A 14,421-nucleotide genomic window follows, 5' to 3' on the forward strand; every position below is an offset into this window, starting at 1 on the left:
TTATCCACCGCGGGCAAGGTCCTTTGACCAGCCCGGCAAAAATGCTACGAGCGCCGAAACAAATCTCGGGACCCGGTATGGATGCGAGGCAATTGAAGGTTGAGGCCGCGCGGGCAGCGCTTGCCCATGTCACGGATGGCATGCGGCTCGGCATCGGCACCGGCACGACGGCGGACGAGTTCGTGCGGCTGCTCGCCGACAAGGTCGCCACCGGCCTGACTGTCATCGGCGTGCCGACCTCGGAGCGCACCGCCGTCCTTTGCACCGAGCTTGGTGTGCCGCTGTCTACCCTCGAGGAAACCCCCGAGCTAGACCTCACCATCGACGGCGCCGACGAGATCGATCCGGCGCTGACGTTGGTCAAAGGCGGCGGCGGCGCGCTGCTGCGCGAAAAGATCGTCGCGGCGGCCTCCGCCCGCATGATCGTCATCGCCGACAGCTCCAAGATGGTCGAGATGATCGGCCGTTTTCCGCTGCCCATCGAAGTCAACCGGTTTGGCCTGCGCGCCACCGAAATTGCGGTCGGCGCGGCGGCTGCAAACCTTGGCCTTTCCGGCCCTGTTACATTGAGGATGACGGGGAGCCAGCCATTTGTTACAGACGGCGGCCATTTTATCCTCGATGCATCTTTTGGCCGCATTCCGGATACAAGAGCGCTTTCGAATGCTCTCCACGCCATTCCGGGCGTGGTCGAGCATGGTCTTTTCATCGGGCTGGCATCAACGGCCATCATAGCCGGCGACGGCATCCAAACCGTCCATGCCGCCCGAAAATCAGGGAGTTTTACCGATCATGATGTTGCATAACCGGGTTGGCCGCTTTTTTGCCATTCTGGCGGCCTCGGCCGTTTTCGCGTTTTCGTCGCCTGCGTCTTCGCAGGACGTCACCGATGCGCATCTGAAGGCGGCGCGCGCCGCCGTCGCGGCGATCCATGCGACGGATACGTTCGACAGCATCCTGCCGCAAGCGGCCGCGGCACTGGAGCAGCAGCTGATCCAGAAGAACCCGGACATGCAGGAACTGATCGCCAAGACGATCAACGAGAAGGCGATGGCCTTGGCATCGCGCCGCGCCGACCTGGAAAAGGAAGCGGCGCTCGCCTATGCAAAGGTGTTCTCGGAAAAGGAACTCAATGAAATCGCCGCCTTCTACAATTCCGATTCCGGCAAGAAGCTGCTCGACAACGGCCCGATCGTGACGCGCGAACTGGTGAAGGCTGCCGAGATCTGGCAGAACGGCCTGGCTCGCGATCTCGCCCAGCAGGTCGGCGAGACCCTGGGTGCAGCGGCGAATGCCAAGGCGCCGGCTGCACCTGCCGACGGTACCGCTCCGGCCGATGGCGCAGCTCCCGCGGACGCTACACCGAATTGATTGCGGACTTCCGAGCCGCCTGACCGCCACTGGACCAAAAGCCCGGCAAGTCCGGGCTTTTCTTTTGATAGTCGGCAGCCTACCTGTCTCGGGGTTTGAGGGGCAAGGAGTTCAGCCATGGCCGGTTACGACTACGATCTTTTCGTCATCGGCGGCGGCTCCGGCGGGGTGAGGGCGGCGCGCGTCGCGGCCGCACTCGGCAAGCGGGTCGGCATTGCCGAGGAATACCGCTATGGCGGCACATGCGTGATCCGTGGCTGCGTGCCGAAGAAGCTCTATGTCTACGCCTCGCAATTCCCCGAGCATTTCGCCGACGCCGCCGGTTATGGCTGGACGGTACCTGAGGCGCGTTTCGACTGGCAGACGCTGGTCGCCAACAAGGACCGCGAAATCAGCCGGCTGGAGGCCATCTACAAGAAGAACGTGCAGGGCGCCGGCGGCGAGGTCTTTCATTCGCGCGCCACCCTGGTCGATCGGCATGTGGTGCATCTTCTTGGTGAGGATCGCACCGTTACCGCCGACCAGATCCTGATCGCTACCGGCGGGCGGCCGGCGCCGCATCCGGCATTGCCCGGCCATGAGCACTGCATCTTTTCCAACGAGGCCTTCGACCTCAAGGAACTGCCGAAGGCAATCATGATCGAGGGCGGCGGCTATATCGCCGTCGAATTCGCCAACATCTTTCACGGCCTCGGCGTCGACACGACGCTGGTCTACCGCGGCAAGGAGATCCTCAGCCGTTTCGACATGGACCTCAGACGCATGCTGCACGAGACGATGGAAAAGAAGGGGATAAAAATCCTCTGCCACGCCGTGTCCGAGTGGGTCAGGAAGCGGCCTGACGACCGGCTCGACGCGCTTGTCACCGGCGGCACGGTGCTGACGGTCGACCAGGTCATGCTCGCCATCGGCCGCATTCCCAACACCGAGAACATGGGCCTGGAAGGCGTCGGCATCGAGATGACCAAAACCGGGGCAATCCACGTCGACGAATACTCCCGCACCAACATCGACAACATCTGGGCAATCGGTGACGTCACCCATCGCGTGCAATTGACGCCGGTGGCAATCCACGAGGCGATGTGCTTCGTCGAGACCGCCTTCAAGGACAAGCCGACGGCGCCCGACCATGACACGATCGCTACCGCAGTCTTTTCGCAGCCCGAGATCGGTACGGTCGGCCTGTCGGAGGATGAGGCGGCAAAGCGCTTTTCGGATGTCGAAATCTACCGCGCCACCTTCCGGCCGATGCGTCACACACTTTCCGGCCGCGACGAAAAGATGCTGATGAAGCTGGTCGTCGACGGCGCCTCGAAAAAGGTCCTCGGCGCCCACATCCTCGGGCCGGATGCCGGCGAAATGGCGCAGCTTCTCGGCATACCGCTGAAGGCCGGCCTGACCAAGGATGATTTCGATCGCACCATGGCGGTGCATCCGACCGCCGCGGAAGAACTCGTCACCATGTACAAGCCGACTTACCGGGTGAGAGATGGTGAGCGCGTCTGAGGCGACATCAACCCATCGCGGCAACGAAATTGCCGCGATGGAAGTGCGTGCGTTTTCTTACAGCAGCGTTCCGCGCAGGATCACCAGCGCCACAGAAAAATAGATCACCAGCCCGGTGACGTCGACCAGCGTGGCGACGAACGGGGCCGATGCGCTGGCCGGGTCGAAGCCCATGCGCTTCAGGGCGAACGGCAGCATCGATCCAGACAGCGAGCCGAAGGTGACGATGCCAACCAGCGTGGCGCCGATCGTCATCGCGATCAGCGGCCAGTGCGGGCCGTAGTCGTAGAAGCCGAGATACTGCCAGAGCGCGATGCGGCAGACGCCGACCACGCCAAGAATCGAGCCAAGCACCAGGCCGGTGGGCAGCTCGCGCAATGCCACCCGCCACCAGTCGCCAAGGCCGATCTCGCGCAGCGCCAGCGCCCGGATGACGAGCGAGGTCGCCTGCGAGCCGGAATTTCCGCCGGAGCTCATGATCAATGGAATAAATAGCGTCAGCACGATCGCCTTTTCCAGCTCGCCCTCGTAACTTTGCATCGCGTTTGCGGTCAGCATCTCGCTGACAAACAGCGCGCACAGCCAGCCGGCGCGTTTCTGGATCATCGCCAGAAAGCCCATCTTCATATAGGGCTCGTCGAGAGCCTCCATGCCGCCGAAACGATGCACATCCTCCGTCGTTTCCTCGATCATCGTGTCGATAATATCGTCGATGGTAACGATGCCGAGCAGTTTGCCGTTGTCCACGACCGGAACGGCGAGCAGATCATATTTCGAGATCAACTGAGCAACCTTTTCACTATCGGTCAGCGGTGAAACGGTGACAGGCGCACGATCCGGCGCAACCGCCATGATCAGCTGATCCGGCCCGCCAGCGATCAGTCGACGCAGGCTGGTCGAGCGCAACAGGACATGCGTTTGCGGATCAACGATGTAGATCGCGTAGACGGTTTCGCGCGTCCGCTCCACCTTGCGGATGTAATCCAGCGTGCGGGCCACGCTCCAGTCCGGCGGCACGCTGACATATTCGGTCGTCATGAGCGAGGCGGCGCTGCCTTCGGGATAGCCGAGAATGGCAAGCAGCGTCGCGCGCAGCGGTGGCGCCAGGCCACCAAGCAGTTCGGAACGAGCCGGCTCGTTCAGATCGCGCAGTATGTCGGCGGCGCGGTCGACCGACATGGCGGCAAGCAGTCTGCCTGCCTTGATGCGGGGCAGCGCCTCGACCAGTTCGGATGCGCCGTCGAGTTCAGGCTGGTCGAAGATCTCGACCAGCCGCCCGAACGGCACTTCGCAAAGCAGCTCCGATGCCGTCTCGCGGGGCTCCTGGTTCAAGGCCTCGACGATGTCGGCGACGTGTTCGTTGGCAAGTACGCGAGCGATGGCGATGGCATCGCCGCCCGCGACAGGGGAAAACTCGTTCATGGCTCACTCCTTGCCGTCCGGCAGGACGTGAGCCTGTCAGGTCACGTCAAGCGGACGGCGGTTGCGTTCGACTGTGACTGTCGCCAGGCATGGCGCGGTGACCTTTCTGCTCGCGGGTTCGAGTTGAGATTCTGCAAGCCGGCGCAACATAGGAGCGCGCCTTGCCGAGTCAATCGCGAGAGCGGGTTAAAGCGGCGGCAAACCGACTGGATCGCGAGACTGTGATCGGGCTACGTGGCAGGCTGGCTGGACGCTGGCAATGGTGCCGCAGCTATCTCTGCTTCAGCCGGCGGGGAAAGCGCAGCCATTTGTCCTCGGCCGGCCGCGTCGGCTGCGTGAGGATGGTGGTGAGCTCTACCGGCAAGCTCGGAACCAGCGGCTTCTTGGTGGCGACGCCGTCGGCGATCGCAACCACGCTGTGGTAGAATTCGGTGCCCGCGAGCGATCTCGGCGGTGTCGCCTCATGCATGATCGAGATCACAGTTGCATCAGGGCAATTGTCCTTGATCGCCTGGTGGAAGGCGATCCGTCCATCGGGGTCGAGCGCGCCGGTGGCTTCATCGAGGAACAGCAATCCCGGCTGCTGCAGCACGATGCGGGCGACAACCAGCTTCTGTTTCTGCCCACCCGAGAGAACCTGATCCCAGATCTTTCCTTCACGGCTCTCATCAGCCAGATGCTCGATGAAGTCGCCGAGGCCGGCCTTGTGCAGGGCGGATGCGACCTGCATGTCGGCGTAATCATGCTCGGAACCAGGCAGGCAGACCAGTTGCTTCAACGAAACCTGCTGCAGCTTCACCTCCTGGGCGGCGTAGAAACTCCTGACCCCTTCCGGGAAGACGATGGTGCCGCGGCCGTAAGGCCACAGGCCGTTGATCGCCTTGACGAGCGAGGTCTTGCCGCAACCGGATTCGCCCTTGAGGAAAGTCCACTCGCCACGCCGGAAGCGCAAGTTCGCGGCACTCAGGAAGGGCGTTGCGTCCTCACCCTGATGCGCCAGTTCGAGCTTCTGGATGGTCAGGCCGAAGACCGGGTTCTGATGATCGTAGCGGAAGTCGGAGCGGCCGGTCAGGCTATAGAATTCCTGCGGATGCTGGACGTTTTCGATCGCCTGCGCCAATTCGACGACGCGCTGGCTGTTGGCACGCAACGTGGCGAGATCCGGCATCACATGGATGAACCACGAACACTTGCTGATCAGCGAATCGACCTGTCCGGAGGCGGTTAAATAGCCCTTGAGGTCGAGGCCGTTGTGGATGAAGGGCACTAGCCCAGGTCCGAAAGCGACAATTTTGGCGCCGATGAAATTGTAGATCAGCTCGAACGAGGCGTAGCCGGTATTGACGACGTTCAATCTTGCCCAGGTGCGGTCAATGTCGGCATAACGCTGGCTGTGCACAGTCTTCTGCACATTCTCGCCCTGCAGTGCGGCGACGTGAAAACTGCGGCGGAGCAACGTGATCAACTCGCTGCGGTAGTTGCCTTCTGCCTGCTGCATCCTGATGTTGAGCCACTCCAGCATTCCGCCGAGTTTGACTGCGATCCAGGTGTTGAACGGCACGTAGATAGCGACCGCCAGGAGCGCGAGGACGGCACTGCCGTAGCTGCCGAGGAACTCCAGTCCTTTTACTTCCACGGAATTTGCCAGCAAAGCGCCACCGACAAAATAGAGCGAGGTGAAGACACCTAGCACACCCGTAGCAAGCCCGATGGCCCCACCGGTCATGCCCTTGATGGATTCCTGCACGCGCTGGTCGATATTGTCAGGAGCTGCGTTCCCGGAAGACCCATGCTGGGCATGGAAGTGGGTATGATTGCTGTCGAGCAGGGCTTCGTTGAAGCGGCTGTCCAGCCATCCACGCCATTTGCGATGCAGTGTTTTGGAAACAAGGTTGCGAACGCCTGCAATACCCGCGTCCTTGAGCACGACCAGCAGCACGAGCAAACCGGCATTGGTCAGTACTGTCTTGAGTGGCGTGGTATTCGCGGCATCGTGGAAAAAAGCGATCGAAGTCGCCAGCTCTGCCCCAGCCACTGTAAACCAGACCTCAGCCTTGCTGGACAGGGCGATGACCAGCGCAATCACCAGCGTCAACGTCCAGGCTTCCACCCACCGGTCCGAGAACCAGTAGGCCCGCATCAGTCCCCAGAAGCTGCGCATCGACGATACGGGCGTCAGGGGCGACGGCCTTGCGGCACCGCGGAGCCATTTTTCCGATATTGAATGTCGCGTTGGTCTATCGACCCGAATCACTATCCCGCCCAAACGATTTTTCTTTTGTTACGGACAGTAACACCAATTGATCATTTTCCATTAGCTTTTCACCAGTCGCAGGTGGCTTAGCTCGCCGGCCGTTGCAGTGGAGCAACAGAATGAATGATCATGGCGCTATGCCGTCATGCTTCGAGGGGCGGAATACCAACGCAATTTCAAATAGTTACTTGCCTGAGCCGGAGCAAGCAGTGACCTTCCCTAAGGGAAGGTCTTCACACAGCTTTGTGAACATAGAAGCGCCGTCCAGCGGTCGATCTTTCACAGCCTGAATCGCCTTCACGGCCAGTCCGGCCTCGTCGGCGGCCAGAACGTGACCGTATGATTCGTGGTTGAAGCCGCCTTGTCAGGACCCCGTAGTCGGCCAAGCAATGACTTTGCCGACACAGTCCAGGATGAAGATCAATATCAATTGGCCCGTGCCGTTTTAAGAGCGCGCACAAACCGCGTTTGACAAACACGCGCTTCGGATTGAACCTGGCCGGACGCATCCAGGTTTGAACCAGGGGGAGTTCGCCATGCTTGCACGGACATTTTTTGTCGCGACGCTCGCAACATTTTTCTGGCTGCCGCAAACATATGCCGGCAGCCAGACCGTTCCCGCAAACGCCGAGGGACAGATCGAGTTCAACACGCCGTCCGGCAATATTGGCTGCATCTACACGCCGAAGGGCGGCACCAGCACCTACGAGCCGCAGGATGGCGGACCGGAACTGAGCTGTTCGCGCGTCGAGCCCAGCTACGTCACCGTCATCCTCGGCCCGAAAGGTCCGGCGACGCTGATCAAGAATCCGGGCGAGCAAGGCTGCTGCGGCGACGTCACCAGGCTGGCGTACGGCGCCAGCTGGAGTAAGGGCCCGTTTTCCTGCCAGTCATCCACCAAGGGATTGACCTGCACCGGCAAGCATGGCCATGGCTTTTTCGTCAGCAAGGCCAAGGTGACGGTGAAGTAGTCCGACTCAGTTCGCTGCTTCCAGTTCGCCGCGCGCCTTGGCCGCGGCGACCTGGCGGAGCGCATCGGCAAGCGTATCGGCGTCCTGGGCTCCCATCACCGCATATTTGCCTTCAAGCAGAAAGCACGGCACACCCGATATGCCCATGCGCGAAGCGGTGGCGATTTCGGTGCGCACCGCCTCGACATCGGCGTCGGTCGGCAGAAGCGTTTCGACCACGGAGGCATCCATGCCGGCTTCGCGGGCGGCTTCGATCAGCACGGCATGATCGCCGAGATTGGCGCCTTCCTCGAAATTCAGCTGGAACAACCGGCGCACCAGCCGGTTCTGAATGGCCTCGCCGGCCGTCCCGGCCCAGCGAATGAGACGGTGCGCATCCAGCGTATTGGGCGCGACCTTGATAGCGTCGAAGGCGAAGGAAATCCCTTCAGCCTCGCCCAGCGGCTCGATCCGGGCATGGATTTCGCGGATGCGTTGCTCGCTGCCGAATTTCGCCACCATATAGTCGCGGCGGTTCTTGCCTTCGGGCGGGATTGTTGGGTCGAGTTGGAAGGGCCGCCAGCGTATGTGAACGTCGATATCGACGGCGGCAATCGCCTTGTCGAGCCGTTTCTGGCCGATAAAGCACCAGGGGCACACGACGTCGGAGACCACATCGACGGTAATCGAGTTCTCGTCGTTCATCTTGATCTCCTGTTCTGAAGAGGTCACTTCGGTTTGCGCCACCAGGTCGGCAACTGATAACCGTATATGGGCGTCTTTTGCGGATGTTCCAGATACTTCCAATAAGCGAGCCATTGCTGGTTGTTGTGCTGCGTCGGCACCATGTAGTTGCCGGAGATCAGCAGCCGGTCGAGAACGCGGACGGCGGCGACGGAGTCCTCCTTCGAACGAGCTCTCAGCATCGCCTCGATCGCCGCATCCACCGCCGGATCGGCGACGCCGGCGAGGTTGAACGATCCTTCGGCCTTGGCGGCAGCGGATCCCCAGCGCCCGGTTTGCTCGATACCGGGCGACAGCGAGTTGTTGAAACCGGTCGAGCCGACCAGCACCTCGAAATCGAAACGCTGCTTGCGCGACTGGATCTGATCACCGTCGAGGCTGCGGATGCCGACATCGATGCCGAGCTTCTCAAGGGTGCGCTGATAGATAGCGGCAAGTCGCTCTTCGTCCTGCGAGGCGGTCAGGATCTCGAAACCGAACGGCTTTCCCTCGGGATCGAGCATCGCGCCGTCCTGCACCGTATAGCCCGCGCCCTTCAGCAGCTCGAATGCCGCCTTCAGCACCTTGCGGTCCTGGCCGGAGCCGTCGGTAACGGGCGGCCTGTAGGTGCCGTCCATGACATCTGCGGGCACGCGGCCGGGGTAGGGGGCCAGCAGGGCCTTTTCCTTTTCGCTGGCCGGGTGGCCGAGCGCGGACAGTTCGGAATTCTGCCAAAAGCTCATCGTGCGCGTGTATTTGCCGCCGAACAGATTCTTGTTGGCCCATTCGAAATCGTAGAGCATGCCGAGCGCGCGCCGCACGACCGGATTGGAAAATTTCGGCAGCCGCGTGTTGAACAGGAAACCGTTGACCACCGGCGGAATGCCGGTATCGAAAGTTTCGGCGATGACCTCGCCCCTGTGGAAGGCCGGAAAATCGAGATCGCGCTCGCGTTTGACCGGGTCGCTGTCGTCGTCGATGGCGCAGATGCCTTTCTTGAACGCTTCCTGCTTGGCGTTGGCGTTGAGGAAATATTCGATGGTGATCTGGTCGTAATTGTCGAAGCCGCGCTTGGACGGCACGTCCTTGCCCCAATAGTCCGGATTGCGCTTGAACACGATGCGCTGACCGGGCACGACTTGCGCCACCGTGTAAGGCCCGCTGCCGATCACCGGCTTTAGCGTCGTCCTGTCGAAGGTGTCCTTGTTGAAGGCGTGTTTCGGGATGATCGGCGTCAGCGCAATGATCAAAGGAAATTCGCGGTCGGCCTTGTCGTTGAAGGTGAAGCGCACACTGCGGTCGCCGGTCTTTTCGAGCTTGGCAATCGCTTTCATTCGCTGGCTGTAAGGTGGGCGGCCCTTCTCGGTGAAGACGTCATAGGTAAACAACACGTCTTCCGGCGTCACCGGCTCGCCGTCCGACCATTTGGCGTTGGGATCGAGGTGGAATTCGATGCTCTTGCGCTCGGGATCCATGTCGGCGGTATCGGCGAGCAGGCCGTAGAGACTGAAGGCCTCGTCGTAGTTGCGCTGCATCAACGGCTCGAAGACAAGATTACCAAAGGCTTGATCCATCATGCCGCGCGCGGTGGTGCGCAGGCTTCTCAGGATGAACGGATTGAGATTGTCGAAGCGGCCGACGACGCAATAGGTAATGCTGCCGCCTTTCGGCGCGTCGGGATTCACATAGTTGAAATGCTTGTAGTCGGATGGCAGCGCCGGCTCGCCCTGCATGGCAAGCGCGTGCTTCGGTTCCGACAGGCCCGGCTGCAGGGAAAGGCCGACAAACAACATTGTGGCGATCAGCCAAACGACAACGCGGCCCATGACTGTCTCCTTCCCGATTCGATGCGCAGCATACATGAGCCGGTCGTGCACCGGCCAACCCCTTGAGCCTATCCCTCGGCCAAGATTCGCGAGACCCGGGCTGGATTCGGCACCGCTTGCAGTGTAACACGCCGTCCGAAGTCATTCTGTTGCCTCATTTCGGCAACAGGTAGCTGGACCACACGGCATGAAAAAAGCCGGTTCCGGGATCATTTGAGAGGAATGCACGACATGACGAGCCTGAACAGCAACGCGTACCGCCTGTCGGTCATGGCCGCTGGCGTAGTCGGCATTCTGGGCGCCGGGATTCCCGCTGCTTCCGCGCAGCAGCAACAGCAGATTCCGCAAGGCTGGTTCAAGGCCTGCACCAAGCAGGAAGACGTCGACATCTGCAATGTCCAGAACATCACCACCGCCGGCAACGGCCAGCTCATCACTGGCGTCAGCCTGATCGAATTGAAGGGCAAGGTGAACCGCAAGGTGTTCCAGGTGACGGTTCCGACCGGCCGTCTCGTTCCTCCCGGCATCGGCCTCCAGATCGACGGCGGCAAGGCGCAGAAGCTCGACTATGTGATCTGTTTTCCGGATCGCTGCGTGGCGGAAGTGCCGCTGACCGATCAGCTCGTCGCGTCCTTCAAGAAAGGTTCGAACCTGACGCTGACCTCGGTCAATTTCCAGAACCAGCCGAACCCGATCAAGATCGCGCTGACCGGCTTCAGCGGCGCCTTCGACGGCCCGCCGCTGCAGCAGTCGGACATCGAGGACCGACAGAAGAAGCTCCAGGAGTTCGTCGCCAAGAACAATCAGGATTTTGCCAAGAAGCTCAAGGAAGAGCAGGAAAAGGCCAAGGCCGCCAACTAATCGACGGGTTTTCGAACAAAACAAAAAGCGGGGGCTCATACCCCGCTTTTTTCGTTTGGACCGGCCGTTTGTCGGGTCCAGCATGTCTCAAGCCTGTCCCAGTCCAGCCAGATCCCGACTAAGTCAATGTCTCAATTGGTGCTTCGGCTCGTAGCGCCCGTCCGGCTTCTTGTCGAACATTTCACCAATCTGCGGATGCCGGACCGGTTCGCCCGACCGGTCCTCGAGTAAATTCTGCTCGGACACATAGGCGATGTATTCCGTTTCGGAATTCTCGGCGAGCAGATGATAGAAAGGCTGGTCCTTGCGCGGCCGCACGTCAGCGGGGATCGCCTCGTACCATTCGTCAGTATTGGCGAATTGCGGATCGACGTCGAAAATGACGCCGCGGAACGGAAACAGCCGGTGCCGAACCACCTGTCCGATCGAGAATTTGGCTGTCTTCATCGCACTCACCACTTGAACTTCTTGAACGCCACGCATCCTGGAACACGCAAGGAACGCTCCAGGACTTTAGATTCTTACGCATCGGTCCGGCAAAGATTGGCCCAGACCTTAAGGTCGACATCGTCATTATTTGGCGCAGACGCGGCGTCAATTCAATCCCGATCCCCTTGATGCCGGGTTGAGCATCGCGAGATGCGGATCAAGGGCGGTGGCCAAGATCGCTATCGCTCAGCCGGTTTTCGCAATCGGCCAAAAAACGCCGCAAAACCGCTGCCGGGTCGAAGACCCTCGCGCATGAAAAACGCCCGCAACGGCGCAAACCCCTCAAGCGCGCCCAGGCCAGCGCTGCGCGCCAGCTGGGCCGGCAGCATGTCGGAAAGCAGCGACATGTTGAGCAGGTTGACCGCGCTGCTGCGCGCCAGAATGTCCGGCCGCCGCTTGAAATCATAGGCTGCAAGCGCCTTGGCGGCGCCCGGGTCCGAGCGGTTTCTGCTTGCGGCACCAATCAGGTCGTCGATGTCCCTGATGCCGAGATTGAGGCCTTGCGCGCCGATTGGGGGAAACACGTGGGCGGCTTCGCCGACTAGGGCTACGCGGCGCTGCGCAAACCGCCACGGGCTCACCGCTGAAAGGGGGTAGACCTGCCGGCCGGGCTCAACCGACACGCGGCCCAACATCGATTGCATTCGCTGTTCGACCCGCGTCGAAAGCTCGGCGTCGTCGAGTGCTGCAAGGTCCTTGGCGATATCGGGTTCGAGCACCCAGACAAGGCTGGACCGGTTGCCGGGCAGGGGAACCTGTGTGAACGGACCGGTCTCGGTGTGGAATTCGGTCGAGGTGAAGGCATGGTCGCTGCGGTGACCGAAATTGAGCACCAACGCCGCCTGCGGATAGGATCGGATCGAGGTCCGGATGCCGGCTGCCTCGCGGGCCGGCGACTGACGGCCATCGGCGGCAACTGCCAACGATGCCTCAACCTCGCTGCCGTCGGCGAGAACGGCATGGGCATGGTCGGCATCGAGGCGCCATGCCTCCACCATCGACTTTCGCCATTCGATGCCCGAATGCGCGACAGCCTCGGCTAGCGTGCGGTTGAGAACGCTGTTGGGCAAGTTCAGCCCGAATTGCTCTTCGTTGATCTCGCTGGCGCGAAAGGTCACTGTCGGGCTGCGGATCAGCCGGTTGGTTGCGTCAACGATACGCATCACCTTGAGCGGCGCTGCGTGCGGCCTGATTCCGTCGAAGATCCCTAGCCGTTCGAACATCTTCAGGGCAGGGTTCATCAAGGCTGTCGTCCGGCCGTCGGGGCCGGTTGCATCGGGGCCGACGAGCGTCACGGGAAAGCCCGCCTCGGCAAAGCCAAGCGCCGCGATCAGCCCCGCAGGGCCGCTGCCGGCGACCAGTATCCGTGCTGTTTCCCGATGGATCAAATTCGGCTTCCGGATTGCGAGGTGAGGCCCGTCCGACCTGCTGGTCCATATAGGTCAGGTGATGCGGCTTGATCAACGCGGCGATTCGGCCCATTCGGTTGCCATGACCGGCCAACAAGACGATTTCAGCCACCTCGACGGCACCGGCCGCGCGATGGCGAGCGTTGCGCGCAGCCCTCGACTGACGGTGAGCGTCGTTGCCGGCATGGGCATCGCCCTTGCCTGGCTCCTTCTCGGCGCAATGGCAGTTCGTGGTGCGGTAAGCCGGCTCCCGGGCACCGATGCACCCGGCGACACGATGCTGGGGAACCTGCCGCAGCTGCCGCTGCCGGATTTCCTTGCGCGTTTCTTCGCCCTTTGCCTTGCGCCGGCGCCGCTTCGCGCAAGCGTAGGGGCGCAAGGCGGGGCACTCACCGCGATGTGGCTGTTGATGGCCATCGCGACCATGCTGCCCTCCGCGGCGCCGATGATCCGCACCTATTGCGAGATCGCAGATACCGCCAGGATCAAGGGGGAACCCGTTGCCCATCCGTTGATCCTTGTCGCTGGATATTTGAGCGTCTGGCTTGCCGCCTCGGCAATATTCGCTGCCCTGACGCTCGCAGTCCATGCATTCGTGTCATCCGGGCAGATGCTCGATCCGCTGCTTGGAATTGCCGGAGCGGCCGCGCTGTCGATCGCTGGCCTCTATCAGTTCAGCTGGCTGAAGAAAGCCTGTCTGGAGAAGTGCAGAAATCCGTTCTCGGTCCTGTTCGCCAACTGGAGCGCCAGGCCCATTCGCATTTTCCGGCTCGGTATGGAGCAGGGCCTGTGGTGCCTTGGATGCTGCTGGGCGCTGATGCTGGTAATGTTTTGCCGTCGGTGTGATGAACGTGTTCTGGATGGCGCTGATCGGCTTGTTCAGCCTGGTCGAAAAACAGACGGCAGGCAATCTGCCGACGCGGTTGGGCGGTGCGATACTGCTTGTCTGGGCAGCCGCGCTACTAGTAGTCTCGGCATGAGGGGGAGAATTCGATGACAGATCAAAACTGGGCAATGAAGGGAGAGCTCATCCTTTCCTGCAATTGCACGGTTTTTTGCCCTTGCGTTCTGTCGCTCGGCAATCATCCGCCTACGGAAGGCTATTGCCAAACCTGGGCGGGGTTCCGGATCGATGCCGGCCATTTCGGCGAGGTCGACCTGTCCGGTCTCAATCTTGGGCTGGTCATGGAAATCCCCGGTTATATGAGCCGCGGCAACTGGACGGCGGGCCTGTTCATCGACAAGCGCGCCTCGGTTTACGCTGTGAAGGGACTGACGAAGATATTCACCGGCAAGGCCGGTGGAACCACATCGCTGCTCTCCATCCTGGTCGGACAGTTCCTCGGCGCCGAGCAGGTGCCGATCACCTACGAGACGCGTGCGAAAACACGCATCTTTCAGATACCGAAGATCATCGATGGTGCGGTGACGCCAATCACCGGCAAGGATCGCGACAAGGATGCGATCATCAGCAATTCGGAATACTGGATTGCGCCGGAAATCATCGTCGCCAAATCCGACAAGAGCAAAATGCGGGCCTTTGGCCGCAACTGGAACTTTGCTGGCCGTTCGGCCGAAATCTGCAAGCTGGACTGGCGGGGCCCGTGAGC

At 61.2% G+C, this 14,421-nt stretch carries 12 protein-coding genes and 1 pseudogene; 7 read left to right on the forward strand and 6 right to left on the reverse strand.

Annotation, left to right across the window (positions count from 1 at the left end):
• Positions 1–77 precede the first annotated feature (77 nt).
• From rpiA to gor, 3 genes are all read left to right on the forward strand, one after another.
• Positions 78–806, forward strand: coding sequence for a ribose-5-phosphate isomerase RpiA (rpiA, locus tag NKI29_RS02920; RefSeq protein WP_352795543.1), 729 nt, complete (start codon positions 78–80; stop codon positions 804–806).
• The gene (locus tag NKI29_RS02925; RefSeq protein WP_352568635.1) at positions 793–1,371 is read left to right on the forward strand and encodes a DUF2059 domain-containing protein; all 579 of its coding nucleotides are present in this window, start codon (positions 793–795) and stop codon (positions 1,369–1,371) included. Before rpiA ends, NKI29_RS02925 begins: the two co-directional genes overlap by 14 nt.
• A 117-nt stretch (positions 1,372–1,488) precedes the next feature.
• A complete protein-coding gene (gor, locus tag NKI29_RS02930; RefSeq protein WP_352568633.1) occupies positions 1,489–2,877 on the forward strand; it encodes a glutathione-disulfide reductase in 1,389 nt (462 codons plus the stop codon).
• A 57-nt stretch (positions 2,878–2,934) separates the two neighbouring features.
• On the opposite strand, the gene mgtE is transcribed toward gor, so the two are convergent.
• The gene (mgtE, locus tag NKI29_RS02935) at positions 2,935–4,299 is read right to left on the reverse strand and encodes a magnesium transporter (RefSeq protein ID WP_352568632.1); all 1,365 of its coding nucleotides are present in this window, start codon (positions 4,297–4,299) and stop codon (positions 2,935–2,937) included.
• 271 nt (positions 4,300–4,570) lie between these two features.
• The gene (locus NKI29_RS02940) at positions 4,571–6,460 is read right to left on the reverse strand and encodes an ABC transporter ATP-binding protein/permease (protein WP_352568631.1); all 1,890 of its coding nucleotides are present in this window, start codon (positions 6,458–6,460) and stop codon (positions 4,571–4,573) included.
• 629 nt (positions 6,461–7,089) lie between these two features.
• Here NKI29_RS02940 and NKI29_RS02945 point away from each other — a divergent pair.
• A complete protein-coding gene (locus NKI29_RS02945; protein ID WP_352568630.1) occupies positions 7,090–7,524 on the forward strand; it encodes a hypothetical protein in 435 nt (144 codons plus the stop codon).
• A 6-nt stretch (positions 7,525–7,530) separates the two neighbouring features.
• Here NKI29_RS02945 and NKI29_RS02950 read toward each other — a convergent pair whose 3' ends face one another.
• Positions 7,531–8,208: a DsbA family oxidoreductase gene (locus NKI29_RS02950; RefSeq protein ID WP_352568629.1), complete on the reverse strand. Its 678-nt coding sequence runs from the start codon at positions 8,206–8,208 to the stop codon at positions 7,531–7,533.
• A 23-nt stretch (positions 8,209–8,231) separates the two neighbouring features.
• A complete protein-coding gene (locus tag NKI29_RS02955) occupies positions 8,232–10,052 on the reverse strand; it encodes an extracellular solute-binding protein (RefSeq protein ID WP_352795544.1) in 1,821 nt (606 codons plus the stop codon).
• A 231-nt stretch (positions 10,053–10,283) separates the two neighbouring features.
• Here NKI29_RS02955 and NKI29_RS02960 point away from each other — a divergent pair, with 231 nt between their 5' ends.
• The gene (locus tag NKI29_RS02960; RefSeq protein ID WP_023675042.1) at positions 10,284–10,913 is read left to right on the forward strand and encodes an invasion associated locus B family protein; all 630 of its coding nucleotides are present in this window, start codon (positions 10,284–10,286) and stop codon (positions 10,911–10,913) included.
• 123 nt (positions 10,914–11,036) lie between these two features.
• Here NKI29_RS02960 and hspQ read toward each other — a convergent pair whose 3' ends face one another.
• Together hspQ and NKI29_RS02970 are read right to left on the reverse strand one after the other, a co-directional pair.
• Positions 11,037–11,360 carry a heat shock protein HspQ gene (gene hspQ / locus NKI29_RS02965; RefSeq protein ID WP_023675043.1) on the reverse strand — a complete coding sequence of 108 codons (324 nt, stop codon included), beginning with the start codon at positions 11,358–11,360 and terminating at the stop codon, positions 11,037–11,039.
• Positions 11,361–11,581: 221 nt separating this feature from the next.
• Positions 11,582–12,790, reverse strand: coding sequence for a UbiH/UbiF family hydroxylase (locus NKI29_RS02970; RefSeq protein ID WP_352646074.1), 1,209 nt, complete (start codon positions 12,788–12,790; stop codon positions 11,582–11,584).
• 61 nt (positions 12,791–12,851) lie between these two features.
• Here NKI29_RS02970 and NKI29_RS02975 point away from each other — a divergent pair.
• A pseudogene (locus NKI29_RS02975) lies at positions 12,852–13,791 on the forward strand (DUF2182 domain-containing protein).
• 13 nt (positions 13,792–13,804) lie between these two features.
• A complete protein-coding gene (locus NKI29_RS02980; RefSeq protein ID WP_352448912.1) occupies positions 13,805–14,419 on the forward strand; it encodes a DUF1326 domain-containing protein in 615 nt (204 codons plus the stop codon).
• Positions 14,420–14,421 lie beyond the last annotated feature (2 nt).

Origin of the sequence: Mesorhizobium sp. M0678, from assembly GCF_040320505.1 — a bacterium.
Taxonomy (GTDB): domain Bacteria; phylum Pseudomonadota; class Alphaproteobacteria; order Rhizobiales; family Rhizobiaceae; genus Mesorhizobium.

Bases quoted from the DNA above. Each gene is read 5' to 3' on its own strand.
- rpiA (WP_352795543.1), top strand. From the start codon at position 78: ATGGATGCGAGGCAATTGAAGGTTGAGGCCGCGCGGGCAGCGCTTGCC.
- NKI29_RS02925 (WP_352568635.1), top strand. From the start codon at position 793: ATGATGTTGCATAACCGGGTTGGCCGCTTTTTTGCCATTCTGGCGGCC.
- gor (WP_352568633.1), top strand. From the start codon at position 1,489: ATGGCCGGTTACGACTACGATCTTTTCGTCATCGGCGGCGGCTCCGGC.
- mgtE (WP_352568632.1), bottom strand. From the start codon at position 4,299: ATGAACGAGTTTTCCCCTGTCGCGGGCGGCGATGCCATCGCCATCGCT.
- NKI29_RS02940 (WP_352568631.1), bottom strand. From the start codon at position 6,460: ATGCGCAGCTTCTGGGGACTGATGCGGGCCTACTGGTTCTCGGACCGG.
- NKI29_RS02945 (WP_352568630.1), top strand. From the start codon at position 7,090: ATGCTTGCACGGACATTTTTTGTCGCGACGCTCGCAACATTTTTCTGG.
- NKI29_RS02950 (WP_352568629.1), bottom strand. From the start codon at position 8,208: ATGAACGACGAGAACTCGATTACCGTCGATGTGGTCTCCGACGTCGTG.
- NKI29_RS02955 (WP_352795544.1), bottom strand. From the start codon at position 10,052: ATGGGCCGCGTTGTCGTTTGGCTGATCGCCACAATGTTGTTTGTCGGC.
- NKI29_RS02960 (WP_023675042.1), top strand. From the start codon at position 10,284: ATGACGAGCCTGAACAGCAACGCGTACCGCCTGTCGGTCATGGCCGCT.
- hspQ (WP_023675043.1), bottom strand. From the start codon at position 11,360: ATGAAGACAGCCAAATTCTCGATCGGACAGGTGGTTCGGCACCGGCTG.
- NKI29_RS02980 (WP_352448912.1), top strand. From the start codon at position 13,805: ATGACAGATCAAAACTGGGCAATGAAGGGAGAGCTCATCCTTTCCTGC.